At 58.5% G+C, this 26,646-nt stretch carries 25 protein-coding genes; 4 read left to right on the top strand and 21 right to left on the bottom strand.

Annotated features, from left to right (window positions below; all coding sequences use genetic code 11):
- Nucleotides 1–11 precede the first annotated feature (11 nt).
- The 12 genes from urtE to ACQZ6D_RS18230 all read right to left on the bottom strand — a co-directional run bounded on the left by urtE (nucleotide 12) and on the right by ACQZ6D_RS18230 (nucleotide 12,482).
- A complete protein-coding gene (gene urtE, locus ACQZ6D_RS18175) occupies nucleotides 12–707 on the bottom strand; it encodes an urea ABC transporter ATP-binding subunit UrtE (RefSeq protein WP_003516996.1) in 696 nt (231 codons plus the stop codon).
- A complete protein-coding gene (gene urtD / locus ACQZ6D_RS18180; RefSeq protein WP_003516994.1) occupies nucleotides 707–1,456 on the bottom strand; it encodes an urea ABC transporter ATP-binding protein UrtD in 750 nt (249 codons plus the stop codon). Before urtD ends, urtE begins: the two co-directional genes overlap by 1 nt.
- A gap of 1 nt (nucleotide 1,457) precedes the next feature.
- Complete coding sequence (urtC, locus tag ACQZ6D_RS18185; RefSeq protein ID WP_003516992.1) at nucleotides 1,458–2,597, bottom strand: urea ABC transporter permease subunit UrtC; 1,140 nt, start codon at nucleotides 2,595–2,597, stop codon at nucleotides 1,458–1,460.
- 1 nt (nucleotide 2,598) lies between these two features.
- Nucleotides 2,599–3,492, bottom strand: coding sequence for an urea ABC transporter permease subunit UrtB (gene urtB / locus ACQZ6D_RS18190; RefSeq protein WP_003516990.1), 894 nt, complete (start codon nucleotides 3,490–3,492; stop codon nucleotides 2,599–2,601).
- Between the two features lie 156 nt (nucleotides 3,493–3,648).
- Nucleotides 3,649–4,899, bottom strand: coding sequence for a transporter substrate-binding domain-containing protein (locus tag ACQZ6D_RS18195; RefSeq protein ID WP_003516989.1), 1,251 nt, complete (start codon nucleotides 4,897–4,899; stop codon nucleotides 3,649–3,651).
- Nucleotides 4,900–5,148: 249 nt separating this feature from the next.
- Nucleotides 5,149–5,757, bottom strand: coding sequence for an ANTAR domain-containing response regulator (locus tag ACQZ6D_RS18200; protein ID WP_003516987.1), 609 nt, complete (start codon nucleotides 5,755–5,757; stop codon nucleotides 5,149–5,151).
- Nucleotides 5,758–5,769: 12 nt separating this feature from the next.
- Nucleotides 5,770–6,921, bottom strand: a complete 1,152-nt coding sequence (locus tag ACQZ6D_RS18205) for a transporter substrate-binding domain-containing protein (RefSeq protein WP_003516985.1) — start codon at nucleotides 6,919–6,921, stop codon at nucleotides 5,770–5,772.
- A 369-nt stretch (nucleotides 6,922–7,290) separates the two neighbouring features.
- A complete protein-coding gene (locus tag ACQZ6D_RS18210; protein ID WP_236775382.1) occupies nucleotides 7,291–7,770 on the bottom strand; it encodes a hypothetical protein in 480 nt (159 codons plus the stop codon).
- A gap of 37 nt (nucleotides 7,771–7,807) precedes the next feature.
- A complete protein-coding gene (locus ACQZ6D_RS18215; RefSeq protein WP_003516981.1) occupies nucleotides 7,808–8,455 on the bottom strand; it encodes a MarC family protein in 648 nt (215 codons plus the stop codon).
- 65 nt (nucleotides 8,456–8,520) lie between these two features.
- On the bottom strand, nucleotides 8,521–8,952 hold the full coding sequence (locus ACQZ6D_RS18220; protein WP_080581022.1) for a hypothetical protein: 432 nt from the start codon (nucleotides 8,950–8,952) through the stop codon (nucleotides 8,521–8,523).
- Between the two features lie 52 nt (nucleotides 8,953–9,004).
- Nucleotides 9,005–11,170: a mechanosensitive ion channel family protein gene (locus ACQZ6D_RS18225; protein WP_173995625.1), complete on the bottom strand. Its 2,166-nt coding sequence runs from the start codon at nucleotides 11,168–11,170 to the stop codon at nucleotides 9,005–9,007.
- Nucleotides 11,171–11,222: 52 nt separating this feature from the next.
- On the bottom strand, nucleotides 11,223–12,482 hold the full coding sequence (locus ACQZ6D_RS18230) for an alpha/beta hydrolase (protein WP_035252505.1): 1,260 nt from the start codon (nucleotides 12,480–12,482) through the stop codon (nucleotides 11,223–11,225).
- 426 nt (nucleotides 12,483–12,908) lie between these two features.
- On the opposite strand from ACQZ6D_RS18230, the gene ACQZ6D_RS18235 reads away from it, so the two are divergent.
- From ACQZ6D_RS18235 to ACQZ6D_RS18245, 3 genes are read left to right on the top strand one after another with little or no spacing between them, the layout of a single operon-like run.
- A complete protein-coding gene (locus ACQZ6D_RS18235) occupies nucleotides 12,909–13,193 on the top strand; it encodes a hypothetical protein (RefSeq protein ID WP_035200796.1) in 285 nt (94 codons plus the stop codon).
- A gap of 39 nt (nucleotides 13,194–13,232) precedes the next feature.
- A complete protein-coding gene (locus ACQZ6D_RS18240) occupies nucleotides 13,233–14,339 on the top strand; it encodes an HlyD family secretion protein (protein WP_035252442.1) in 1,107 nt (368 codons plus the stop codon).
- Nucleotides 14,329–15,351, top strand: coding sequence for a DUF2955 domain-containing protein (locus ACQZ6D_RS18245; protein WP_035252440.1), 1,023 nt, complete (start codon nucleotides 14,329–14,331; stop codon nucleotides 15,349–15,351). Before ACQZ6D_RS18240 ends, ACQZ6D_RS18245 begins: the two co-directional genes overlap by 11 nt.
- A gap of 174 nt (nucleotides 15,352–15,525) precedes the next feature.
- Here ACQZ6D_RS18245 and ACQZ6D_RS18250 read toward each other — a convergent pair whose 3' ends face one another.
- A complete protein-coding gene (locus tag ACQZ6D_RS18250; RefSeq protein ID WP_035252438.1) occupies nucleotides 15,526–17,331 on the bottom strand; it encodes an adenylate cyclase in 1,806 nt (601 codons plus the stop codon).
- 698 nt (nucleotides 17,332–18,029) lie between these two features.
- Nucleotides 18,030–18,947: an AraC family transcriptional regulator gene (locus tag ACQZ6D_RS18255; RefSeq protein ID WP_003516963.1), complete on the bottom strand. Its 918-nt coding sequence runs from the start codon at nucleotides 18,945–18,947 to the stop codon at nucleotides 18,030–18,032.
- A gap of 156 nt (nucleotides 18,948–19,103) precedes the next feature.
- On the opposite strand from ACQZ6D_RS18255, the gene ACQZ6D_RS18260 reads away from it, so the two are divergent.
- Nucleotides 19,104–19,490, top strand: coding sequence for a limonene-1,2-epoxide hydrolase (locus ACQZ6D_RS18260; RefSeq protein ID WP_003516962.1), 387 nt, complete (start codon nucleotides 19,104–19,106; stop codon nucleotides 19,488–19,490).
- Between the two features lie 146 nt (nucleotides 19,491–19,636).
- On the opposite strand, the gene eutC is transcribed toward ACQZ6D_RS18260, so the two are convergent.
- From eutC to ACQZ6D_RS18295, 7 genes are read right to left on the bottom strand one after another with little or no spacing between them, the layout of a single operon-like run.
- Nucleotides 19,637–20,443, bottom strand: a complete 807-nt coding sequence (gene eutC / locus ACQZ6D_RS18265; protein ID WP_003516961.1) for an ethanolamine ammonia-lyase subunit EutC — start codon at nucleotides 20,441–20,443, stop codon at nucleotides 19,637–19,639.
- A gap of 1 nt (nucleotide 20,444) precedes the next feature.
- Nucleotides 20,445–21,836, bottom strand: coding sequence for an ethanolamine ammonia-lyase subunit EutB (locus ACQZ6D_RS18270; protein ID WP_003516960.1), 1,392 nt, complete (start codon nucleotides 21,834–21,836; stop codon nucleotides 20,445–20,447).
- Between the two features lie 9 nt (nucleotides 21,837–21,845).
- Entirely contained in the window at nucleotides 21,846–22,634 is a 789-nt protein-coding gene (hisN, locus tag ACQZ6D_RS18275) for a histidinol-phosphatase (protein WP_003516959.1), read from the bottom strand.
- A complete protein-coding gene (locus tag ACQZ6D_RS18280) occupies nucleotides 22,634–23,569 on the bottom strand; it encodes a choline/ethanolamine kinase family protein (RefSeq protein WP_003516958.1) in 936 nt (311 codons plus the stop codon). Before ACQZ6D_RS18280 ends, hisN begins: the two co-directional genes overlap by 1 nt.
- Before the next feature lie 47 nt (nucleotides 23,570–23,616).
- Nucleotides 23,617–24,582, bottom strand: a complete 966-nt coding sequence (locus ACQZ6D_RS18285; protein WP_448730345.1) for a phosphotransferase — start codon at nucleotides 24,580–24,582, stop codon at nucleotides 23,617–23,619.
- Nucleotides 24,579–25,868: a Zn-dependent hydrolase gene (locus ACQZ6D_RS18290; RefSeq protein WP_003516956.1), complete on the bottom strand. Its 1,290-nt coding sequence runs from the start codon at nucleotides 25,866–25,868 to the stop codon at nucleotides 24,579–24,581. The genes ACQZ6D_RS18285 and ACQZ6D_RS18290 overlap by 4 nt, the downstream gene beginning before the upstream one ends.
- Nucleotides 25,861–26,622 (bottom strand): DeoR/GlpR family DNA-binding transcription regulator, encoded by a 762-nt coding sequence (locus tag ACQZ6D_RS18295; protein ID WP_448730344.1) that lies wholly within the window; start codon nucleotides 26,620–26,622, stop codon nucleotides 25,861–25,863. Before ACQZ6D_RS18295 ends, ACQZ6D_RS18290 begins: the two co-directional genes overlap by 8 nt.
- Between the last annotated feature and the right edge of the window lie 24 nt (nucleotides 26,623–26,646).

Below are 26,646 nucleotides of genomic sequence, written 5' to 3' on the forward strand. Positions count from 1 at the left end.
GATGCGTCTTTTCAAACAGCCATATGCCTATGAACCAGCGCGTCGGAGAGCGCGTCGATGGCGCCGGCCGCGACCACACCTCCCTTCTCCAGCATGGCGAAGTGGTGAGAGGCATGCCGCGCAAATGCAACGTTCTGCTCGACGAGGATGATCGTCATGCCGATCTCGCGATTGAGCCGGATGATGATCTTTTCAATCTCCTCGACGATCGAGGGCTGGATGCCTTCATTGGGTTCATCGAGAAGCAGTACCTTCGGATCCGCGGCCAGTGCGCGGGCGATGGCGAGCTGCTGTTGCTGGCCGCCCGAAAGCACACCGCCGGGCCGATCGAGGTTGGCCATCAGGTATGGAAAAAGCTCCGGCACCAGTGCCGGAATTTCGCGTTTGCGATCGGTGCGCGCAAAGGCGCCCATCAGGATGTTCTCGCGGATGGTGAAATCGGGAATGATCTCCCGGCCCTGGGGGACGTAGGCGATCCCGGCCCGTGCCCTCATATGCGTCGAAGATGAGCCTATGTCTTTCCCCTGCAGATGCATCTCGCCCGTCATACGGTCGGTCAGCGCCATCAGGGTTTTCAACAGGGTCGTCTTGCCGGTACCGTTGCGGCCAAGAATGCTGGTTACCTTTCCCGCCGGGATATCAAGCGTGACGCCGTGCAGGATATGGCTGCGGCCGTAATAGCTGTGTACGTTTTTCAATGTCAGCATCAGGATATTCCTTTCGAACCGAGATAGGCCTCGCGGACCTTCGGATTGCTCTCGATATCCTCGACGCTTCCTTCGGCGAGAACCTCTCCCAGATGCAGAACGGTGATGCGTTCGGCGATTTCACGGACGAACCCCATGTCGTGCTCGACGACGAGGATGGTGTGGCGGCCTTTGAGATTTTTGATGATCTGGGCCGTCTTGCGGGTTTCGGCCTGGGTCATGCCCGCCGTCGGCTCGTCCAGCAGAACAACCTTGGGATCCTGGACGATGAGCATGCCCAGTTCCAGCCATTGCGTCTGGCCATGACTGAGATAAGCCGCAGTCACATTCTCCTCCGCTTCGAGGCCGGTGAGGGCGAGTACCTCATCGACGCGTTTGGCTTCGGCGCGCGAAAATCCAAACCGGAGATTGGCAAACACCGATGGATTGCGGCAATTGGCCACCTCCAGATTCTGCCGCACGGTGAGATCGCGAAAAATGCTGGGGATCTGGAATTTTCGACCGATCCCGGCGCGGGCGATCTTGTGTTCCGGCCAGTTGGTGATGTCTGTGTCGTAGACGAAGACCCTGCCTTTTGTGCTGCGGGTCTTGCCGCTGACCAGGTCCATCAAAGTTGTCTTTCCGGCGCCATTTGCGCCGAGCAACACACGCAACTCGCCATCGCGAACGGTAATGCTGACATTATTGACGGCTCTGAATCCGCCAAAATCGACGCTGAGACCGTCGATGGTCAATGCGATTGCACTCATATCACAATGCCTCGCTCTGTTGCTGTAACGATGAGGATGCCGGGCCTGGTTTGACACGGCGGATAAACTGCCGCAGCACATCGTGCGCGACGCCGCCAAGGCCCCGCGGCATGAACAGGACGACAAGGACGAAGATGAGGCCGATGATCGCTTTCCAGGCCTCGACCAGGGCTTCGGTCTCGCTGACCTCGGCCTCGATCATGTTGATCAGGATCGCGCCGATGCAGGCGCCGAGCAGGGAGGAACGGCCGCCGACGGCAGCCCAGACGACCATCGTCACCGAGAAAGACAGGTCCATGAAGGTCGGCGAGGCGAACTCCGCGACGACCACATAGAGCATGCCGGCAACGCCGGCGATGCCTGCAGAAATGACAAAGAAGAATACCTGATAAAGCGAGACGTCGAAGCCAAGATAGCGGGCGCGAAGCTGATCGTCGCGGATCGCCTGTAGGATCATACCCGCGCGGGTCTCCACGATGAGGCGCGCGCCGATGAGCGTCAGGGACAGGCATGCGGCGCACAGATAATAGGTTGCCCGGCTGTATGGGTCGAATTCGATGCCGCCGATCGTCAGCCAGCCAAGATCGGTCAGGCCGTTGAAGCCGTTCGTCACCGGTTGCGCATCGACCATGACGAGACGCACAAGCAGAACAAGCGCCAGGGTGATGATCGAGACAAAGACACCGGAAATGCGCTTGCGGAAAACCAGCATGCCGAGTGCCCCGGCAATCAAGACGGGAAGCACGATGCCAAGCACGAGACCCACGGACTGGCTCTGAAACGGAAGCCAGAGGAAGGAGCCCTTGTTGATACAGCAAAGTTCCGTCGGCGCGCCGGGCTCGGCATTCCACAGCATGAAATCCGGAACCGGCCTGTCGGAGCCCTGTTGCAGACTGGTCAGGCTCGACAGTTTCAGCGACATGGCGAGCATGTAGGCGCCCAGGCCAAAAAACAGCCCCTGGCCGAGATTGAGAATGCCGGCATATCCCCATGTGAGCGCAATGGCGACACCGAGCATGCCGTAGACCAGATATTTCGAAATGCGGTTCAGCCAGAATTCGTCACCGAAAACCGGCGCTGCAAAAATCACCACGATGAAAAGCACATAGGCGGCGATCTGGAATTTTCGTTCGATGCTCATGTTAGCGCCCCTTGAACGAGAATAGCCCGCTGGGCTTGACGAGAATGACGAGGATGACGACCCCGAAGACGACGGCGCGCGCCAGAATGTCGTTCGTTCCAATCGCCACCAGCGCATTGATTTCGCCCAGAAGCCCTGACGACAGGGCCGTGCCGAAAAGGCTGCCGACCCCGCCCGTTACCACGACCATGAAACCGTCAACGACCATCGTCGTGCCCATGTCGGGGAAAACGGTCTTGAAGCCGGACATCATTACGCCGGCGACGCCCGCAAGGCCGGAACCGAAGGCGAAAGTCAGGGCATTGATGCGTTTCACATCGATGCCGCAAGCGGCAGCCATTTTTGGATTACGGATGATGGCGCGCACCTGCATGCCCGCTGTCGTTCGGTAGAGAATGAACCATGTCGCCAGCGTCAACGAGGCCGTCACCGCGATGATGAAGGTGCGATACGCGTTGATGTCGGCGCCGGCGAACCTGAAGGTGCCCTGCAGATACGAAGGCACGGCGACGTTTTGCAGTCCGGCTCCCAGGCCCTCGATATGAATGCCGAAAAAGCTGAGGCCGAATTCGAGCCTTACGGCCTGCTGCAAAAGGATGGCAATGCCCCAGGTGGCAAGAAGCGTGTCGAGCAGGCGGCCGTAAAGCCTGCGCACCACCACCCGCTCGATCACCAGGCCGAGCAGGGCGGTCACGACAAAAGCCAGGGGAATTGCGAACAGAAGGCCTGTTTTCAGCCAGATGCCCGAGAGGACGGCGACGTAGGCACCGATCATGACCATTTCGCCGTGGGCCATGTTGATGACGCCCATGGCGCCGTAGGTGATGGCAAGACCGAGTGCCACCAGAAGAAGGATTGAGCCGAGACTGAGGCCGATAAAGAGAATGTCGAGCATAACGCCACCGTTCGTGAGAAGGGCGGACCAGACTTTGTCCTGCTCCTTGCCTGTCCCGAAATCGGGTTGGCACCGAGCAGAGGAAAAAACGCAGATCCGCCTCGCCGAGACATGGTCCCGCCAGGCATGGCTGGCGGGAGGACGCGGAAAGAGGGGTCAGCCCTTGAGCTTTGCTGCGTCGAGACCGTTGCTGGTGCAGAAAAGATTGCTTTCCGTCTCGCCATAGGCCGAATAGGGCAGCGGCTTGATCGGTGCCGGGTAGGCGTTGACGACCTTGCTTTGTCCATCCGGCTGCCATTGGCCGATACGCGGCGTCAGCCAGCAATGCAGGTTGTCGGGGTCGGTGGTCACCTTGCCGCCGGGCGCGTCATAGGTTTGGCCACGAATGCCGGCCCGGATAGCATCGGCGGACAGATCGCCGGATTTCTCCACTGCCTGCTTCCACAGGAATACCTGGAAATAGGCGGCCTCGAGCGAATGGTATGTCACTGCCTTCGGATCGTTGACGAAGGTCCTGAAGCGTTCGATGAAGCTCTTGTTGGCCGGCGTTTCGATCGACATAAAATATGGAAATGATGTGTAGCTGCCCGCCGCATATTCGGCGCCCATGGCGGCGATCTCGATTTCGGAGGTCACTGTCGCGCAGATCGGGATAACCTCCTGCGAGAGGCCCTGGTTCTTGAACTCGCGGTAGAAGGCGATGATCGAGTCGCCAACCACGTTGGAAAGAACCACGTCGGCGCCCGATTCCTTGATCTTGCTGACCATGACAGCCCATTCCGAGTGTCCAAGTTCCAGATATTCGTCCGCCACCCATTCTGCGCCCGCCGCCTCGATCAGTTTCTTGGAAACCTTGGCCATCTCGCGCGGATAGACATAGTTGGAGCCAACGATGAAGAACTTCTTCTTGCCCAGTTTCTCGACAATCCAGGGAATGTAGTTGGAGAGCTGCTGGTTTGGAACGGCGCCGGAATAGACGACGTTGCGCGAGCACTCAAAGCCCTCATAGTGCGTCTGGTAGAACAGCATCGCGCCGCGCCGTTCGAAGATCGGCAGCACGGCCTTGCGGCTGGCAGAGGTGTGGCAGCCGAAGATGGTGGAAATCTTGTCCTTGAGGATCAGTTTCGATGCTTTTTCGCTGAAGGTCTTCGGATCGGAAGCGCCGTCTTCGACGACGACTTCCACTTGGCGGCCAAGAACGCCGCCGGCTGCGTTGATTTCGGCCACGGCCATCATGACACCGTTGGCGAGAAGCTTCTCGGCGACAGAAAGCCCGCCCGTCTGGGAGTAGAGCGCACCGACCTTGATAGCATCGGCTGCAAATGCCCGGCCGCCCAGCGCCGGCAAGGCGAGTGCGGCGGAAGCTGTGGCTGCGGTTTTCAGAAAGTCACGTCTGTTGAACACCATCTTGGTTCCCCTTTTTTTGATTGGCGCACGCGACGGCACTGCCCGGCTCTACGGCGAGGCTTTCATGCCGAAAAAATACTGGAAGGCCGACTTCACTGTCAGCAGATAACAAAAAACCCGCGAGGCTTTTCACAGCCTGCGGGCACCCTTGCCATCATCGCATCACGGCTGCGCCGCGTGCAACAGCGGCACATGGCTTCGCGAAACGAAGGGATGTGCCGGAGGTGTTCATCTGGAACACGTCAAAAACTAATCATGTTTTTGGGAAGGGCGCAAGAGCTGTTCGGCGTTGATAATCGAATTGGCGATTTCATCGATTGGGACGCGCCGAGCCATCGCTTGCTCGCGCATTTCACGATACGCCTCATTCTCGCTCGTGCCGCGATTGGCCATAAGAATGGCCTTTGCCCGGGCAAGCTTCTGGTCTCCCAAGACCTTGCGCTTATATTTACGGGCTTCCTTGACGAGCCTTTGGCGCTCAAGCCAGAGACTGCGCGCTATGGCGAGATTTGTCAGCAGGCCGAACGGTTTGATCGGTCTCTCGACAATGGCAAGCGCGCCGCTTTCCAGAACGATCTGCAATGTGGAGGGATTTTCGTAACCGACGATGGCGAGCATGGTCGGAGCGGGATTGGGGAGGCACTTCAGCAGGCGTTCGATTTCCGGTCGCGCCTCGTCTTCCATGGCAAGAAAGACGACATCCGTGCCGTGTGGCAACTCGGCAGGGACCGGCCAGAGGCAACTGACCGTACAACCGATACGGCGCAGGTGATCGACGAGAAACTCTCCTTCGGATGTCCGGGGATGAATCACCAGAACCTTGAGGTCCCGCAAATCTCTAAGAAGGGCGAAAGACATCGTCGCTCCTTCTCAGACCTGAACACGATGTGGGAACGGCTGCGTCAGGTCCGGGCGATATTCTCGCATGAACGGATCTGGCGCCACGCGCAGCGACGGGTCATGGACGATGTCATAGCTGCCTTGCGAATTTACCTTTGCAACCCTTGGCCACAGATGGGTGTGGTTCGTCAGCCGGTCTATCTTCACAGCGCCCTGCGGAGCGTCGTACTCGACCTCGTAAAGGGCTGGAAGAAGCTGCTCCAGCCCGTCGCCACCGGCCCGCTGCAAAGCTCCCGCATAGAGATAGACCTGGAAATAGGCCGCTTCGGCCGGCGCGGTAGGCAGCATCTGCTGGCCGTATCGCTGTTGATAAGCCAAGACGAAGGCACGCGCGCGAGGCGTATCCAGGGAGGCGAAAAACGGGGCCGCGGTGATATGCCCCTCGGCCACTTCCGGCCGCATCCGGATCACGTCGGCCTCGCTTGTCGACTGACTGGCGATTGGCATCGTCGCTGAATCAAAACCCGCCTCTTTGAACGCCGTGTAGAACGGAATGATACCGTCGCCGACGATTGTCGAATAGATGACATCCGGCCGTGCCGCGCGAATATGCCGGATGATTTTGGCGACATCTTCGGGCTTTAAGTTGAGAGGAACATATATTTCGTCCAGCACCTGACCGCCCAGCTGAAGAAAGAGATCGCTGATCGTCCGGTTGGATTCGTAAGGGTAGACGTAGTTCGAACCCACAAGGAAAACCCGCTTTCCATAATGCTTGGTGAGGAAGTCGACCAGCTGCACGGAGTTTTGGTTGGGTGCGGCCCCGGTGTAGATGCAGTGCCGAGAGTATTCAAACCCCTCATACAGTGTCGGATAGAATAGCAGGGCATCTCGAGCTTCGATGACGGGCAGTACGGCTTTGCGGGTGCTAGACATATGGCAACCGAAAACGACCCGGACCCGATCCTCGTCGCAAAGCTTGACCGCAAGTTCCTTATATAGATTGGGCGTCGATTTAGGGTCATAGGCGACAGGCTCAATCATCCGGCCGAGGACGCCGCCAGCCGCATTGATTTCGTCGATCGCCAGCAAGGTCGCGAACCTCTGGGTTTTTTCGACGGCTCCGGTCACACCCGTCTCAGAGAACAACACACCGACCCGCCAGCTTTCTGAATGCATCATCCCCACCAAAAAATAAAAAAGCTCCCGCCCGTTTCCGGTCGAGAGCTACCCTGCTCATGGAATATCAGCGGCCCGTTGAAGCCTGCAAAACGATGATGTCAGTTTCCGTGTCCCGTGGCAACATAGAGGAGAGCTGAAAACACTCGCAAATCTAAAATCATGGGATCAAAATTCTTCCGCGTGTTCGCCTGAGTATCGAGAATACGCACACACCCTCTTTGCTCCACCGAGCGATGTGTAACTACCCTTCATCCGCGCGGCGCTATTCGGTAGCCTGGATGGAACGCGATATGGACATCGGTTCCACCGCCAAGTCGGCTTCGACAGCGGCGGCCAACACCACATTGCTGAGCTGTAACCGGAGGCAATTTATGTCTCAGCTGGATCTTCGATCGCCTTCGCAAGGCGTTCAAGTTCGACGGAGTAGCAAAAAAAACTGAACAGTACCAACAGGATCAAAGCCCCCTGCAGAACCGTGTGACCAAGCGGAGGCAGCGTGTTGGATTCCGGCAAGTGTCGAAAGAAGATCGTTGAGAACAAGACGCCTCCGAACAGGAAGGCCAGGCGTGCGGCAAACGATAAGAGGTGAGATACGAATATGGAGTGGAACGGTGCGCGGACCTCGACCCAACGCATTCTTGCCCAGTAGCTTGCCTGTAAAAGCAGCGCAACCGCAAGGATTGTGAGCAATGTCGACACGGGCACTTGTTGGCGTTCGCCAAGATGGGTGACGACGGCGTAAAAGATCGGGAAGATAACCCGGAGCAGGAATGCGACCGCCAGGGACTGGAGCACGATGAGTGATCCGTAAGCGAGAGCATTTTTCCTTCGATCAGTCATCATGCGCATTCCCTTCGAGCCGCCTGGAGAGGCTGCGCCCTATGGGTCAATGGCCCACCGCCGGCGCAATGATCCCTAGACGCCCTAGCCCACTGACAATCAGCTGGACTGCGACAGCGGTCAGCAAAATCCCGAACACGACCTCTGAGACGACCATGCTCGCTGGCTTCATGTGTTTGGACAGCTTGTCGGTATTGGTAAAAACGACATAGTCGAAAGCAGCGACAATCAGGATCAGAACAGCGACAACTACCGCGCTGGCGACTGAGACAACTTCGCCAGACGCCAGGATTATGACGGTTATGCCGACGGGGTTGAGCAAATAGGGAACCGCAAGCGGGAACACTGCGAGTTTGTCCGGATCGATCGGATCGGCAAGCTCGTCATGCGGCTTTTCCGTCGGTCCGGATGCCATCTTGATCGCTATGAGCGCAAGGATGATGCCACCTGCCACAGCGACGGCGCCGCCGGTTATGTGGAGAAGTCGCATCAGAAGCGCGCCGGTCGCAAAGAGGATCAGTGCTGTGACGAGTGCTGTCAGTACCATCTGGCGGCCGATGCGCACTTTGGTCGCGGTGTCGAAACTATGGGTTTTCTCAAGAAACGGCACGAGGGCAATTTTTGGACCCATGCCAATCAAAAGCAAAAGAAGAAGCTTTCCGACAAGCGTGGCGTCGATGGTGTTGAAGTCCATGGAAGATCCCCTTCGTTGATGATCTGCGCGTGCGCGAGCAGCATGATTGTCCCAGCCAAGCAGTTTCAGTGCGGGCAAACGTCCCAGAAGCCGGTCGTTTTGGCCGGAGACGTGTAATACCAGCACTGGCCGGGCTGCGGCGGTGTACCAGCCAGTGCGACAGCTGCTGCACCGGTGACGACGCCAATGGCTGCGCCTGCAGCTATCGCGGCGCCCGGCCGCCAGTAGCGGCGGGGAGCAACAACGACAACGCCGCGCCGCGCTGGCCGGTAGGCCGGGGCCGCAGGCCGATGGGCAGGGCGATATGCGGGTGCATGACGACGTCCGGCAGCAGCGCAACCGCGCGGTCCGCACGCCGCCACACCGCAGCCTCGGGGGCCGCAGGCTGCAGCCCCACGACGGGCTTCAGCGGTCGAGGGTAAAAGAACCGGTATGCTGATCAGCATCAGCACGGCGATCAGGCTGATTAGGTGTGATACGATTTTTGAGGTTTTCATTTCATATCCTCCTTGTGATCTTTGATGGCGTTTCGCCTGGTTCACTTCGTGATCAAGCTGGCCCGGGCACGGTCACGGCGTTGTGTTTTGCCAGCGCCTGTTGGGCAGCGGCAGCAAGACCCTCTTCCTTTCCGCCTGCGACTTGCACGGTCGGAACGGCGATCTTGATGCCTTGGGCGTTGAATGCTTCCCGCAGCATTGCATAAGCTCTGCGACGGATGGCCGATTGCAGTTGGGTAGGTTTCAACGTCATCCCAAAGCTCAATTTTATTCCAATGTCTGTGATCTCTTCGACGCCTTTCATTTTGAGGTTCTCAATAATGAACGGCTGGAATTCGGGGTCATCGTACAGGGCTTTGCCCACGGCTTTGGTGATTGCCTTGACCTGGGCGACGTCGGATTCGTAGGACACGGACAGCAGGAATTTGACCACTGACCAGTCGCGGCTCATGTTCTGGACGGCACCCAGTTCACTGAATGGGACGATGAATATCGGGCCCCTGTGGTGCCTAAGCTTGACCGAGCGGAGACTGAACGCCTCGACGGTTCCTTTGTAACTGCCGCTCTGAATGTATTCACCAATCCGGAATGCATCGTCGAGTAGATAGAACATGCCGCTGATGATGTCCTTGACGACGGTCTGCGCACCAAAGCCAATGGCGACGCCTACGACGCCAGCACCGGCGATCAATGGTCCGATCTCGATTCCGAGTGAAGACAGGGCCATCATGATCGCAATCGCTGCAAAAAGGATCATGACGAAGTTGCGCAGGATCGGTAGAAGAGTTCTCAAACGGGTACGCCGCCGCTCCCGCTCGCTTCCAATCTCAAGCGCGGCTTCCGTGTCTCCCATTTTCCGATCGATCAGCACTTTAACGACATTCCATGCCAGATCGACGACGAGGAGAATGATGCCGGCGCTTAGCACTCCACGTAAGAGCCGTAGCGCGGGTGAATCCTGCATCGTCATCTCGGTCAGTCGAACGTCCATGACATCGGCGAGGAAGAGGATGGCTGCAACGATCAGGGCTGCCCTTATCCCACGCTCGACGACAACCGAAACCACTGTGACACGTTTATGACCATCCTCTTCAGCGCCGGAGCGGCGCAGAATGTTGTTTATAGATGCTTTGGTAAGAACGATCGCGCCTGGCAATGCGGCGCAGACGACCATAATCCAGAAAAGCGTCGTCGCGCCCGCCACCCAGAGCAACCAGATACCGGTTAAATAGGCAGTCCAAAGCCAGTTGCGACCATTCAATCCAATCCGGCTGCCCTGTAACGTGGAGGAATGAGGCGGGCGTCGCCATATGGCCTCGATAGCAATGCCGAGAAGAATGAAACCCAGGAAGTAGGCCGCGAGCTGCCGCGCCGGGATCGATAGGCCAAGCGTACCGAGAAGCCGAATGGTCACCCAGCCAAAGGCGTACCAACCCACGAGATAGCTCAGTCGTTTTGCCCAGTGACCTGCCGTCTCGTCAGAGATCGGAACCACGCGGAAATGGCCTTTCTCGTTCGAGCGTGGCGCCAAAAACACATCCAGTACTGCGCTGGCGAGGCGGTAAATGACGACAGCGAACAGGAAGCCGACGACGATTTCCCTAACGATCGGTGGCCACTCAAAAAGCAGGAAGAAACCGATGCTGCCCAGCCCGAACGACAGCACGTAAAAAGCCGCCCAGAGCAGCCGGGCGGTTATGGCAATAATCCTGTGCCAAACGGTCGTGAACGAGGCTTCCGCCATCCATGACCGCCAGCCAGCACTGATCCACCAAAATGCCCATTGAGCGGCAAGTCCTGCGACAACAAACGCGACCACCAGCACGATGGGCCGGGTCCCGCCAATCGTCTTGATGTCCTGCTCAAGTAAAGCGGCGCCACGCATTGCTTCGGACGGAAAAGAATGTGCAGCGTCGACCATTGCGGCGGCATGGGCGCGGAAACGCATTGTCGATGCGGCAAACGAGGGACCCGCCTCTGCGCTGGTCGAAGGCGGCGCTTCAGGATTCGCTCCACGAGCAACGTGCTGCAACCATTTCTGAACATCGGGATCCGACATTAGGGTGATGAAGTGCTGGACATTGGGTGGTTGTTCCGCCGGAGCGGGCGCGTCAGGCATTTGCGCTGCTACGGCTGAGATGCCAACGAAAAGGATGAGCATCGCCGCAATAGACGTGCGAGATATTTTCATCAGCAAAAATTTCAGGCGCATTACCATTGTCTGTCCCTGTTGTGGTACCTCGGCGCCCTTCCGAAGGACGCTCGACCCGCTAGCGATGACATGCTTCAGTCGAAGTGTTCGGTGTGTTGCAGTGCGATGATTTCCGTGTCGTGCCACCTGAACCAAGAAGGGACTGAACGCCCCCGGCATAATTGTCTCTGGTGTTGGCATCGACGACGGCAACCGGAGCGGCAAGGATCAGCCCTGCGGTACTGCCCACTGCCGCTGCCGTGCCGGTTGTTGCTGCAAGGATCGTATCTCCAAGGCCAATCTTGCTGTCCGTCAAAGTCTGTCCATCAGAAATCCGGGCTCCAATCAGCCGGACGATCTCTGGCGACTCCGCGAACTTCCCGTGGTTGAGGCTGTCCCCGGCTTTGATCATGGTGAGGTCGATTACCGAGATCTGGCTTTCGGCCAATTCACTCTTGTAGGGAGGCTGCTCAGGGTCGATAGCGCCAAGCCTCGCGACGTTGCCCCACACTCGGCGGGACACGGCCAATGCCCGATCATCCCGGGAGACAAATAAAGTGAATTTCGGATGCTTTTTGCCCATGTCGGCGATCTGTTGCCGGAAGACGTCGACGTCGACGTCGGGAGATGCGAGCATCACATTCTTGAACTTGGCCGGAAGGCTTCCATTGCGAATGGCCATTTGACGAAGCGCCTCGAGCGCCAGCCAGTTACCCATGGAATGAGCAAGGATCGAAACTTCCTTCACCTGCTTATCCCTGGCCAGATATTGAAAAAGCAACTCCAGGGCATTGCGCGTATAGTTGGTGCTCTCGCGGTCGTAGCCGTACGCAAGTAGGCTTCCGCGCGACGGCCAGGTGACCAGTACGGGAGCGCTCGCTACGCCGGAATCCTGGACGATTTGGGCAAAGCGATAGACCGAGTCTTCAAATCGATTGTTGAAGCCGTGAATGAAGACCAGCACGCTGCCGTCACGGCTCTTTCTGACGGAAGCGCTCAGCCATTTCCGGGCATCGTCGCGGCTGATTTCCTGTGCCTTTAACGTCGCAAAATCAGTGGCTGGATTGGGAGGAATCCTTTTCGGCCAGGCAACATTACCAATCTTGCGGACATTTCCCGGAGGGATGGACACGGTGATCTCCGCGAAGGCCGCATCCCTTGCGCGTTCACCCGTAAACATCTCGCCTTTGTTCGCGGAGCGACTACGCGTTGTTGTGATCAGCATGTCCACCTTGGTGGATGTGGGGGCGCTATCGGCAACAGGGACAAGAACGTTTTTCGCGTGGCCGCCGCAACCAACGAGAGCTGCGAACATCACACAAAAAGGGAGCCTTCCCATTCGATATGGAAAGCGTCCGTTACGGAGGTCCCTTGTATCGTTGCCGTTCACCAGATCGCCCGCCGCCATTTGTCACAGCTTTGTCCTCGCCACGTCGGCGCACAAAAAACCTATGCGAATGACGGGCTGTTTTCCCGTAACATCGGGTATGTTACGGGCATCCGGCGGACGATGCCGTCATCTGAATGCGTGAAAGTGTGGAAGTTGCCAGAGACAATCACACGCGGCCCCGTAACCGTCGTCTTTCTCGCCCGCTCGCTAGCGTGGTAAAACATGCGAGGCCTTGACGGTGCTGCAATCCGACCCCGGTAAGCTGACCGCACCAGCGTATATTACGGTAACATACTGCACGAGCCGCGCTTCATCAAAGAATATGCCATCGAGACATTCGGCGTCGCCGTGACGCTGTGACGGTGGGAGAGGACAATGGATGAAGGTGTGGCTGCGGTCAGGCTGCGGTTTCCCACAAGAGTTCAGGCCATCAACGAGCTTGCGTCGCGGGACGTCATATTCTGTGAAATCTGCCAGGATTTTGCCGAAGCCCAGACGGAGTTGGCAAGATGGGAGGCGGCTTCTTCCGATCCAGTCCGAGATGACCGTGTGGCCGAATACAGGGAATTGTTGGCGGCCCTTGGCAGAGAGATTGAAGATGCTCTCGCCCGAGCCACCGTTGTCTCTCTTCATCGCTCACCTGGTCCGCGCCCGGTGTAATTCCGCCGGATGGGCAGTTAACTTCGAAGGAACGAGATCGTGGCTTCCGAGATATCACACGAGCCTGTAACTACCCCGCCACCCCGCAATCCCCTGCGGAGGATCGCTTTCGCTGTCGTTTGTCTGGCGCTGGTCCTGTTCGTGCTGTCAATCTTCATGGAGCGGCGGACACCATCCACATCTCAAGCGCAGGTCCAGGCGTATGTCGTTGGTATAGCGCCTGAAGTCACAGGTCGCGTCGTGGAAGTGGGCGTTAACGACAATACGCGGGTGGAGGCCGACCAGATCCTGTTCCGAATTGATCCCCAGCGCTACCAACTCGCCGTGAACGAGGCGGAGGCCGGTCTGGCCAGTGTCGGCCAGTCAATCGGCGCATCGACCGCTGCGGTGGATGCCGCCCAAGCAAAGCTTGTCCAGATCCGTGCCGACAGGGACAACCTTCGCGACCAATATGCCAGGGCCTCCGAACTCCTCAAAAACGGCGTGTTTTCAAAAGCCCGTTTCGACGCCGCCAAATCTGCCTTCGATCAGGCAGAGGCCTCGGTTTCCGGTGCGCAGGCTGATCTCACCAAGGCCCGCGAGCAGCTCGGCCCTTCCGGAAACGACAATCCGCAACTGCGCGCAGCTCTTGCGGGATTGGAGAAGGCCAGGCTGGACCTGATGCATACCACAGTGCGGGCGCCTTCGTCCGGGGTCGTGACAAACCTTCAGCTCACCAGTGGCAAGGTCTTGCCAGCCGGCCAACCGGCCATGACCTTTATCGATGTGGGCACCATCTGGATCAATGCCGCGTTCAAGGAGAACAGCCTCGAAAATGTCGTCGTCGGCAACAGGGCGGAAATCCTTTTTGATGCCCTTCCAGGCCGACTGTTCCCTGCCACGGTAGAAAGCGTCGGCTTCGGTGTCTCGCAAGGGAGCACGGATCCGAGCACCGGGTTGCCAACCATGCGCAGTGACAGCGGCTGGGTCAAGGAAGCGCAGCGGTTTCCGGTCCGTCTCAATATCGATGAAGCTCAAAGACCCAAGGGCGGCGTGCGCTACGGTTCGCAGGCGACCGTCATCATCTATACCGGTAACAATCCGGTCACCAATGCTTGGGGATCACTCTGGATCCGTATCATGTCGGTGCTCACCTATGTCAACTGACAGCACCGCCGCCCAGCAGAAACGAAAAGGATTGCGGGTCGCTCTTGCGGTTTCGATCGGCTTTGTGCTGGCGGTGTATTGGGGGGCCTTTGTTCCGTTCCTCGGGCCGCTTTTCGCCGCGCAATTTCTGCTGGGAAGCTCTCGACCGATGCCGCTTGCCAAGACACTTGGCGCGGCGCTCGTCATTCTGGTCGCGGGAATGGCGATGATGATCTTGACCAGCAGCCTCGGCAATCGTCCTGTTCCCTTTCTCCTGCTTCTGGGGCTAACCTATTTCCTGTGTTTTGCCTTACAGGCGTCGGGAAAGGGCGGGCCTGCGGTCTTTCTGGTGTTGGTGGTCGCGATCATCGTTCCGCTGCTCGGTATTTTGAACGATGAGTTGGCCAATTCCATCCTCTCGATTCTTGTTGGTGGCGTGTTGTCGGGCACGCTTTTGATGTGGCTCGCCCATGCGATCTTTCCCGAACCGGTAGTTCTGGACGGAAGTGCCGCGCCATCCTTCGACCAGCCGCCGGCTCTGCTGAGAGCATTGGCCAATACGCTGATCCTGCTGGCATCTGTCGTGATCTGCCTGACGAGCGACAATCTGACGGCCGCGGCGGTCATTCCGATCACCGTTGCATCCTTACTCGGCCAGCTCGACGTCTCCGCAAGCACGCGGGCAGCTGTTGGGCTTATAATGGTCAATCTATTCGGCGGCGTCCTCGCATCTTTAGCTTATGCGATCCTCACGCTTCGCCCCAACCTGTTCTCGATCTTTCTGATTGTCCTTGTCGTTGCCCTGTTTCTGGGAGGTCGGGCAGCAGCTCGTACCAGGGAGGCGCCGATGTTTGCCGGTGCACTGACGATTTTCCTTATCCTGTTCGGGCTCGGTGTGTCGCCCCTGCCTGGCAGTGCTGCGGAAAGCTTCGCCACCCGCATTGTCTATATCGCGTTAGCTTTGACCTACACTCTGTTGCTCGCCACCATTCTGTGGCCCAGAAGGCCGCACCTGAGAAGGATAAACCCATGAAAACGCAGCTCGTCTGATTTCTACAGCGGTGCGTGGATCTGGAAGTATCCGCGTAAGATGTGGGCGTTCGAAAAAGGCCTGAAGGAAAGAGATATTGGCGTCACCTTTCCTACCTGCCCGTTTGGTACGTCGCAGCGGGCGGCATTTCGATTTTCAGCGTATTAAGCCTCTGCGCTAGCGCGGCTGCAAATCCGAAGCACTGATGGTTATCGCAGCGGGTTCTTTAACCTTGGGAGGCAGCATTCCGGCTTTGCGAAGTCCCTCTACCAGTCGGTCACGATCACCTGGCTGTACGTTCCGCATCGCCAGTTCTTCAACGACGTTTGGCAGGAAGTCCGGGCGCATTCGAACGAAAATCTCTGCCTCGTGCCGGGCTTGATCCATCATTCCGGCATCTGCGTATATGACCGCCGCAACCGCATGAAACAGCGGAAATTTTTGCATATCAGCCTTGGTGATCTCGCGGACGGCGGTTGAATTGTCGTGGAGCATGTAGGCTGCAAGAGCGCGTGTGCCGTTATAATAGCCGCTGCCGCCTGGATTGAGTGCGATAGCCTGATCAAGCAGGTTGGCTCCCCGTTGCCACTGGCCGCCAAGGGCTAGTCTGGTGCCGAACTCGCCCATCAACTCGGTGTCGTTGGGGTTGGTAGCGAGGGCCAATTCGCCTACTCGCATCGCCTCGGTAAGCTCCCGGTTGAAAAACAGGGCCATCATCAATGCCTGAAGCCCTCGCGTGTTGCTCGCATCAAGCTGGGTCGACCGCCGCGCCGCGCGAAGCGCCCGCTGCAATGGTGTTTCTGGACCTTGGCCCCTATTGAATTTGAAGCGGTCTTCATCGAGATAGATGATTGATAGCATCGCCCAGGCAGTGGAAAAGGTCGGATACCGCGCAACGGATGTTTCCAGGCATTCGCGAACGTGTGCATGCTCTTCGGGGCTGAGCTCGCTACGATATGCGTAAAAGCGCAGGCTGCATTCGTATGCACCAAGATCCTGCGGTGGAGGATTTGCGGTGTCGGCCTGTGCCATCACACCATATGGCTGCGCAATGGCGGTGGCGACTCTTCTGGCCACGTCCGCCTGTATGGAAAACAGGTCTTTCGATCCGAGATCGTTGTCATAATCCCGGGACCAGACTATTTCGCCATCGTCGGTGTCCAGAAGACGGGCTGTCACGCGCAGGCTGTTTCCAGCAGTTCGCACACCCCCGGTCAGAAGATAACGGGCCCCAAGCTCTTCCCTAACTTTGGATACATCGACGTCCGACGGCAGCGCTTTGGACGTCTCGCGACCAAAGACCTTGATCTCCTTGAAGCGGGGCAGGGCAGTCAGAAGCTCCTCCGTAAGCCCGAGGCTGTATAACTGGGCGTTTGGTCCATCGCCCAAATTGGCGAAAGGAGCCACAATTAGGGCGGGTCTGTCGGGAGCCGTGCTTTCGGCTAACTCTTCTGTTGGCGCCAATCTTGAGTGACTTGAGAATTGATAGGCAGACGCAGCCGTAAGCAGGGCAAGGCAAGTAAGTGAAAGCCGCCTCACGCTCCACCATCGGACCATCGGCGATAGCTGTGATGCCGGAACGGACCCATTATCGACCTTCTTGGAAACGACCGCAGTATTCAATGAGAACACCGGGGCATATCCGCCCTTCGGTATGTCGATCCTGACCGGGTCCTTGTGACCTTCCACCAGATAATAACGTTCTAGCGAACGCCTTAGACGCGCGGCCTCGATCCGCACGACCGGATCGTCCTGCGTGAAGCTTTCATTGCGGCCGAATACCTCAATTGCGATGGAGTAACCCTTGATGCGGGCGGCCCGCCCGGCGATGGCTTCCTCGACAACATATCGCAGAAATGCGGCACTTCGCCCCAAGCCGGGAAACTCCGCGCTCGCGACGATGCGTTCGAGTTGCGACCGGACTTCCTCTATTCCCGGAGGGTCTCGTGCTGCAGTTGAAGCCGTGGACACCGTCGTCTGCATAGCCGCCTCCCGTCCCCCTCGAGATTCATCGCATGCGTGTAGTGTGTTGTGAGCTTACACCCGAGATATGGGCTCGTCCATTGTTCCATCGAGCCGTCGCCTGTGAAAGCCCGCTGTTTTTGTCTTTATATGCACATAAGGCTAACGCCTTGAGCAAACGTTTCGTTAGTTGCGGTGCCCGACGATTGCACCCGATCAGGCATTTAAGATCGAGAGCGAGCTGGTTGCCATGTTCTTGGCGTCCCAACAGCATGTTCCCGGTGGTGCTACATTTCCATCATCTATGCCGACTGATACGTCCGCTTTCCGTGGACGGCAACGCCGTAGTTTCGACTGTAACAGAGTTGACTCTGGCAACTGGGCAAAGCGCCTGCATTCCAGTCGTGAATTGCGAGGCGCTATGGCCGGCTGCTAGTCGGGCCTCCTGCAATCTGAGATGCTTGTGGTACTGACTAGGACTGAACGCTGTTATCGCCAGAAAATGGCGATGCAGGCTTGCGCGGCTCATGCCGCTGGCATCGCGATCTTCGAGATGGTCGATGCGGTGTTCGCGCCTCTTTTCCGGTACTTCGGTTTCATCGACCCAGCCATAACGCAGACGATATCTCAGGGTCTCCCGCGCGTCACGCGATGGCGCGAGGCTTTGACTCTACGAGCGAGTGTCGTCGCAGCGGTCAGTCAGGACTACGGTCAGCGGTTCAAGCAACCTCTGGCCGCGCACCGGGTGCTTTTGGCGGATTGATACCCCCCAGGCCAGCCTTTGCTCGCTTGGTGTCTTGACCCGGGGGCGCTCCGAAGAGGCGCTTGTACTCACGGCTGAACTGCGAGGCGCTCTCATAGCCGACGGCGAACGCAACTTCGGCTGCACCTGCCTGGTTCGCGATCATGCGTCGGCGGGCCTCGTGGAGCCGGATATATTTCTGATACTGAAGCGGGCTGACGGCGGCGACGGCTTTGAAGCGATCGTAAAAGACGGATACACTCATGCCGGCAAGTGCCGCGACCGCCTTGAAATCGAGACGTTCGGCGTAGTGGTCGCGTATCCAGGCCATTGCCTTTCGGATGTGCATCAGACGCGAGTCAGCCCCGGCAATCTGACGCAGCAGGCCGCCATGCGGCCCCATCAGCAGCCGAAACATCAGCTCATGCTCCAGAGACTGAGCCATGACCGGGATTTCGGATGGGCGATCGAGCAGTTCTACCAATCTCCCCCAAGCACCGAGAAGCGACGCACTCGCGGTGCTGACGCCGTATCCCGATTCCATCGGCAACTCCGGCATCGCCGCCATCTCAAGGACGAGGTCGGACAGCATAGGCGGGTCCAGATATAAACCGATTGCGACAAACGGTCTGTCTGGCGACGCTTCGCAAACTTGGCCCAAGGCGGCAATCTCGGCTGCGACGATCATGCTTTGGCCGGGTCCGTATTCAAACATCTTGTCGCCGATAAACATGCGCTGCGTACCCTGGATCACCAGGGACGCCGCAGGATCGTAGATCAGCGGATCGACCTCGGTCGTATGGTCGAGAGTATACGCAAACAGTCGCGGCAATTTAAGACTGGGACGGCCAGCATGGCGCATGGCGATGGCGCGTATTTTGTCGAGTTCGCTCATGGAGTCACCCTAAGTCGATTGCCCAGTTCTATCAAGTATTCCGGAAGATCAGGCAAGAGTGCCGGAAGTTTCGGCATCGTGGCATTGGGGTCGAACTCCTACTATCGCGGCAAGACAGAGGCCAACGGGGCTTCTGATGGCCCAGGAGAAACTGCCATGCCCACCCCAATCGAAACCGTTTCGGCTTTTTGCGCCACGTTCGTTGAAGACGGCGGAAGGCCAGCCGTGCGCCGCTGGTTCACACCCGCCACGCGCTGGGTCAATGAAGGCGTGTCAGTCACGACGGGCGCCGACGAGGCCATTGCGATGATCGACGGACTGGAGAAATCGCTGGGAATATCGACAGTCCATATCGATATGCTCGCGATTGCCGCCGATGGATCCCGCGTTCTCACCGAAAGGCTTGACCGGTTCGAGCGCGCCGACGGCAGTGAAATCGGGCGCGTGATGATCATGGGAATTTTCGAGCTCGAAGGCGACAAGATTGTCGAATGGCGGGACTATTTCGACGTAACCGCCGTCCAGAAGTTCTCTGCCGGCTAGCACGGCAGCTTGCGAACGATGATGTTGAGTGCAGGGACTATTGTCTCCGCACTCAACACAAGGCAGTCGACTGGACTTTCGACGACAGGCCGCAATCCTTCCAAAGCAGATGGGCCACGTCCCGAAGGCTTCGCACCGCGAAGACTTCAAATTGTCAGTAGGTCTTTAGCTGGAAGCGAATTGTCATGTCTTTCGAGAAACTCCACCATGGCAGCCTTGAGCGCCACGCCACTGACGCGGGTCCTCATCATATCCCTGGTCAGCGTCGCAATGATCTCGGCAGCTTCGCAGACCGGCAGACCACCATCCCTGATATTGGAGACACAATTTCGGCTGGAATCCAGGTTTCCCGACTTGGGACCGTAAGTGATGTAAGCACCGAGGCTGTCGGCAGCTGAAAGTCCCGGACGTTCGCCGACAAGCACGATCGTCAGTTTTGCACCTAATGCCTCACCGGCAGGATCGCCGAGCGCGACGCGCGCCTGGCTCGCCAGCACAATTGGTGCAGCGGTCAGGTTCAGGATAGCGAGCTTCGGAACAAGCGCCTCGATCAACGGCACGGCATTGAGATCGATCGCGTGGGACGACAGGCCATCCGCGACGATAATTGCGACATCATAGCCATTGATCGTTCTCTCATGTTTCAGCCGTTTTTCGGATTCCGCCGCAAGCCGCCGGCCAAGATCCGGCCGCCGCACATAGGTGCTTCGGTCACTTGCCATGCTATCGACATTGACAGCCGGAAGGCCGAGACGATCGAGCCTGTCTGCCAGCGAGGGCCGGTCGACGCTCGTCCAGACCGCTTCGCGTGCCCGCGCGTGGTCGAGGAGGAAGGCAAGTTGAGCGCGTGTCGGAAGACCCGCGCCATGACGGCCGAGCGAAACACGCGCATCGGTCATATCCTTGATAGTGAGGTTTTTTCCGGCAGCAGTGGGTTCTCTCACCTCTTCCATGTCAGGCTCCGATCAATGCGCTGTTGCGGACATAATTGGAAAGCGCGACAGGCTCGCCGACCAGCGCGCCATCTGGATCGGTCAGGCCGATTTCGAAAAGCCATTTCTCGAACTCTGGTGCGGGTGGCCGTTTCAGCGTCTCGCGGCAATAGACGGCATCGTGATGCGATAGCGACTGGTAGTTCAGCATGATATCGTCGGCGCCGGGAACGGTGATGACGAAATTGACATTGGCTGCGCAGAGGAGCGTCAACAGCGTATCCATATCTTCCTGATCAGCATCGGCATGGTTGGTGTAGCAGACGTCGACGCCCATCGGCAGGCCAAGGAGCTTGCCGCAGAAATGATCCTCGATGCCGGCACGGATGATCTGCTTGCCGTTGAACAAGTATTCCGGCCCGATGAAACCGACGACCGTATTGACGAGCAGTGGATCGAACTCGCGCGCCACGGCATAGGCACGTGCCTCCATCGTCTGCTGGTCGACGCCGAAATGCGCATCGGCCGAAAGCGCCGCGCCCTGCCCAGTCTCGAAATACATGACGTTTGCGCCCGGCATGCCACGACCAAGCGACCGCCCCGCCTCATGTGCCTCCTTCAGAAGCGCCAGATCGATGCCGAAGCCGCGATTGGCCTTTTCCGATCCCGCCACCGACTGGAAGACGAGATCGACCGGCGCACCCCGTTCGATTGCCTGGATCGCCGTCGTTACATGGCCAAGGCAACAGGTCTGTGTCGGGATCGCAAGCTTTTCCCGCAATTCGTCGAGCAAGGAAACGATGCGGATATAGTCATCCGTCGTATCGGTCGCGGGATTGACGCCAATCACGGCATCTCCCGACCCCATCAGCAGCCCGTCGATGGCAGACGCTATGATGCCGCGGCTGTCATCGGTCGGGTGGTTGGGCTGGTTGCGGGTGGAAAGCCGCCCGGCGAGCCCGATCGTGTTTCGGAATCGCGTCACGACACGTCGCTTGGCAGAAACAGCTATCATGTCCTGCAGGCGCATGATCTTCGACACGGCCGCGACCATTTCCGGCGTCAGTCCAAAGGTCACCGCCTCCAGCCGCTCATGCGACGTCTCGGGCTTGAGCAGCCATTCGCGCAATTCACCGACAGTAAGCGAGGAAACTGCGGAAAAGGCTGCCGGATCGTGCCGTTGCGCGATCAGTCGGGAAACCTCGTCAGCCTCCGACGAAATGAGCTCCTCGCCGAGAAATGCCTTCAAGGGGAGATCGGCCAGCGCCATCTGGGCTGCCAAGCGCTCGACCGGGCCTTGCGCCGCAATGCCGGCCAGCTGGTCGCCGGAGCGCTCCGGGGTTGCTTTCGCCAGCAGCATTTTCAGATCATCAAAGCGGAAGACAGTCTGCTCGATTGTCGTCGTATAGGGCATTTGTTCACGTCACCGGTTGAGGAGGGCCAGGGCTTCGTCATGAAGTCTCGGGGTGGCCGACGCCAGAACCCGTCCGTCGGAATGGATCGAAAGCGCATTGCCCCGCCAGTCCGTAATGCATCCGCCGGCACCCGTCACAACGGGCACGAGAGCCATGTAGTCGTAAGGTTGAAGTCCCGTCTCGAGAGCGATGTCGCAATGGCCGGAAGCGATCAGACCATAGATGTAGCAGTCTCCACCGAAACGCCGCAGCCTGGCTTTGCGGGAGAGACGCTCGAAGCTTTCAGCTTCGCTGTCCACGAACATGTCCGGCGAAGTCGTATAAAAACGGGCGCTGGAGAGGTTTTCGCAGCCGCTGGCGTGGGCCGGCTTGCCAGCAAAGAGTGTCTCTCCCGGCCGGCCCTGCCAGCGTTCGCCGGTGGCTGGAATATCGATCAGACCACAGAATGGCTTTTCCTGAAATGTCAGTGAGACAAGCGTACCAAACAGCGGGAAACCGGTGATGAAGCTCTTGGTGCCGTCGATCGGGTCCAGCACCCATGTAAAGGCGTTACCTTCCTTTACGCCGAACTCCTCACCATGGATGCCGTGATCGGGAAAGCGCGCCTCGATCATCTCGCGGAGATGTTTTTCGATCGCCCGGTCGGCGATTGTCACCGGGCTATCGTCGAGTTTTGAGATAACGTCGAGCGGGGTCCGGAAATAGGAGAGCGCCAGCGGACGCGCGGCGTCGGCAAGTTCCGCGGCGAAGGTGATATAGGTCGCAGCTTCTTGCGGGCTGATATCGGTGACGGGCATCAAAGGGCTTTCAGGAACAGGGGCCAACGGGGATCGTGGATAATCGAGCGGGCGCGCATATGCTTCCAGATTCCGTACTTGTAAAAGTCGAAATCGAGGGTCGATATCCGGTTTTGTACCATCGCCCAGGTGCTCCACTTGATGTCGGCGAGTGCCTTGTGGACGATGAAGCGAGCGTGATGCGCCTTGTCGTAACGACCGAAATACTCCTCGATTATCTCGCAGTCGGTCGCCTCGGAATAGAACATCTCGCCACTCCAGATCGCGAGATCGTAGAGCCTCTCATTGTTCGACGCATATTCGAAATCGATCAGCTTGATCGACTTGTCTTCACCGATCAGGAAATTGCCCGGCATCGGGTCGTTGAAACAGGGAACCAGATCGAGCCCGGATGCCTCAAGCGCGGCGCGCGCCTGTCTGTAGTTGCGCAAGAGCCAGTCGTGGTCGAGCGGCCAGTGGCCGTCAAGCTGGCGCACTTGGTCGAAATGTTCCTCGATCATGTCGAAGACGGTTTTTGTCAGGGGCAGGGCAGGGGCATCGTGAAACTGCCGATAGACGCGCACCGCTTCGTTGCGGATCGCCGGGTCTGCAAAATCCCTATGTGTCGAGGCGCGGCGACCGTCGATGAACTCGGCGATTTCGATGTCGAGGTGATCGAGATAGTCGAATGTCTTCGGGCCGATTCCGATCACTTCCGCCTGCTTGCTGGCGGCAGCGGCGGCCTTGCGATCGATGAACATCTCGGTGCCGCGGCCGGGAATCTTTAGAAAATACCCACGCTCTTCGCCTTCGACCTCGATGCGGAAATTGGTGTTGCTTATTCCGCCGGAAACCGGACTGTAGCGCAGCCTCCGTCCTTCCCAAGGTGGTACCTGGATGATTGCAGCCTCAACTGCCCGTTCGGCATCGGATCGTGCCATTCCCAGTTCATTCATAGGCTTGTTCCCGGTATTGTTTCTAGCCCGTTATCGTTCTCGTATGCCTAGAGCGCTCTCAGCCTGGCCTCGAAATCCGGCTGGCCGAGCAGCATTCGGCAACGCAGGAACCGCCAGCAGGCATATTTCAGGAATTCGACACCCCGCGGAGGCGAACGAAGCTCCAGTACGAGGCTGCGCAACGCCCAGTAGAGGTCGTCTGCCGCCGCATAGACACGGCAGCGGTTGAAGTTTCTTTCGCTGAAACCTCCATCGTGCATTTCCAGCAAGGGCCTCATCTGGCTTTCGAACTGGTAGAGTTCGTTCATCTGAACGCCGAGCTGGTAGTAGGGGTCGATGTCGGCGGCCATGTCGAAGTCCACGAGCTGCATTTTCCCGTCTGGGCCCAGCATGACATTCGAAGCCTGCGGATCACCATGGGCCGGTTTCAGGTCCATGCCGGCCGCTGAAACTGCCTCGCGGATCGGCGTCATCCAGGAGAGCATCCATTCGACATCGCCGGGCAGGCTGGTGGCATCGGCACTCACGATCGCCCAGAGCTGATCGATGCCGTCGAAGACTGACCATGTTCGGCCAGTGGAAACACTCCCTGCGATCGTCGTCTGCATCTCGATCAGGCGGGCAACAGTTTTCGGCTGCATCAGATCGTCGATCCTTGCCGCTCGCCAGCCGTCGCCAAGTCGGGCAAACAGCATGCTGGCCGTCCCGGCATCGTAACCAATCGGCTCTGGCGAAAGACCAAGGCTGTGAAAACGTTGTGCCGCAGCATGTGCGGTCTCGGCATCCACGAGATCGGTTACCTCATCGGCACCGAGACGCAGGAAATAACGTGCCTCCCCGTCTGTCGGCGCGACCACGAAACCGCAGGATTCGACGGCATGATAGGACGGCGATGCGACAGCTGCCGTCGCCGGCGCATAGGAAGGGGTGTCGCCAATCACTGCGGAAAAGACTGAAAGCGCCTTCTCCGCGCGGGCTTCCATCGGTGATTGAGGAGAGCCCGATCTCTTCATTCGGCAGCCTCGCTGAGTTCGACAACTTTCAAACCTTCGCAGGCGATCTTGTAAAGCATGTCCGCCACTATCTGCGTGCCAAGGGCCTGGTCTTCAGGCGAGGTATACTCGGTCGGGTGGTGGATGACGCCGTCACGGCTCTGAACCGCCAGAACCACCGCCGGGCAGACATCGGAGACGGCAACGGCATCATGGCCGCCGATCGTATCGAGGTGACGGGCGCTCTGGCCGAGATGCGCCGCAGCACTTTGCGCAAGCGTCACCAGGCCCGGTGCGAACCTTCCCGCCTTGCGGCGGTCGATGGAGCGGACCTCCGAGGTGACGCCGGCTTTCATCGCCGCTTCCTCGATCTTGATCTTCATCTTGCGTTCCGCCTCCGTCAGAACGTCTGGCGATCCCGACCGCAGCTCGATGAACAGCACGGCTTCGGCCGGCACGACATTGGGTGAATTGGGGAAGACTTCCAGGCGGCCAACCGACGTATGCAGGTCCAGCCCGTGTTCGGTCGATATCTGCTTGAGATCGGCGATCAGATAGGCAGCAGCAAGCAGCGCATCCTTGCGATCTGCCATCGGGGTTGCGCCGGTATGTGCCTGGCGTCCATGGAAGGCGAGGCGATATTTTGTCGCGCCCCAGAACCGCGTGAAGATACCGAACCGCTCCCCGGCGCGGCTGAGCGTCGTGTCACCTTCTATATGCAGCTCGATCAATGCGTCGGGAATTTCCACCTTTTCCTTGCCAGCATAACCGATCTCGTCCAGCGACTGGCGCACCGTAATGCCGTCGCCGTCGGCCCGTTCCAGCGCCCATTCCAGGTCAATTGCGCCGGTAAACACGCTGCTGCCGAGCAGGCTCGGCTGGAAACGGGCGCCTTCCTCATTGGTCCAGTTGACGATCTGGAAGTTGCAGGCGGACAACCTGCCTTCCGCCTTGAGACGTTCGCTGACGGACAAAACCGCCTCGCAGGCGGCTACGACGCCAAGCGCTCCGTCGAACCGGCCGCCGTTCGGCTGGCTGTCGATATGGGAGCCGACCATGACGACGGGCGCATTTGCGCCCGCCAAGGTCATCTTGCCGAACTGGTTGCCGATCGAGTCCACGGCCTGCTCGAAGCCGTTTTCGGCAAACCAGTGCCCCAGCCAGTCGCGCGCCATTCCGTCTTCCCTGGAAAGCGTCAGGCGGGTCATCGAGCCATCGGGGCCGCCGCCAAAAGTGGAGAGGGTCTCCATCAGCATCTGGAGCCGCTCGGCATTGATCGGGACAGGGGAGGAGGAGACGTCAGGCATGTATGATTTCCACTTTGGATTGATTGAATTGATCTGAAAATTCCCGCGCGATGACGCCGCTGGTCACCACCGCGTCGATTTCGCTGAGGCCGAATGTGTGGATGGAGCCGAGGCGACCAAACTTGGAACTGTCGGCAACAATGATCGAACGTTTTGCCTGGGCCTTGGCGACGCGGCGCAGGATCGCCTCGTCCTCGCCGAAATCCATGAACCCGCGTTCGGCGTGAATGGCGCTGATGGCGATGATCGCGAGATCGAAGAAATGCTCCTTCAGCGCGGCCACGGTCTCATGGCCGTATGTCGCCTGATAATCTGGGCGCATGCGACCGCCAAGAACGCGCACACTTGCCTGCGGCAGATTGAAGAAGTGGGCTGCGACCGCCAGCGAATTGCTGACAACGGTCAAGTCCCTGCGCGTCTCGATATGTTTCAGGCAGGCAATCGTTGTGGTGCCGGTATCGATGAACACCTTCATGCCGTCCTCGACCAGCGACGCTGCGGCCTCGCCGATCTTGGCTTTCTCGCGTGAGCTGACACGCAGTCGGTCGGTAAACGGCTGATCGCTTTCCTGCTGGTCAAGGATCGCGCCGCCATAGACGCGGCGGGCATAACCGCGCATCTCAAGTTCCTTGAGGTCGCGCCGGATCGACTCCTGGCTGACCTGCAGATAATCGGCAAGCTCCCTCACATTGACGCGCTGGGTTTGCTTCAGCATGTCGAGGATAAGCTTGAGGCGATGTTCGGTGAAACTCATGAATGCACCCTGGATTCTAGTGAT

It is taken from the genome of Agrobacterium sp. 22-3639C2, from assembly GCF_053522105.1.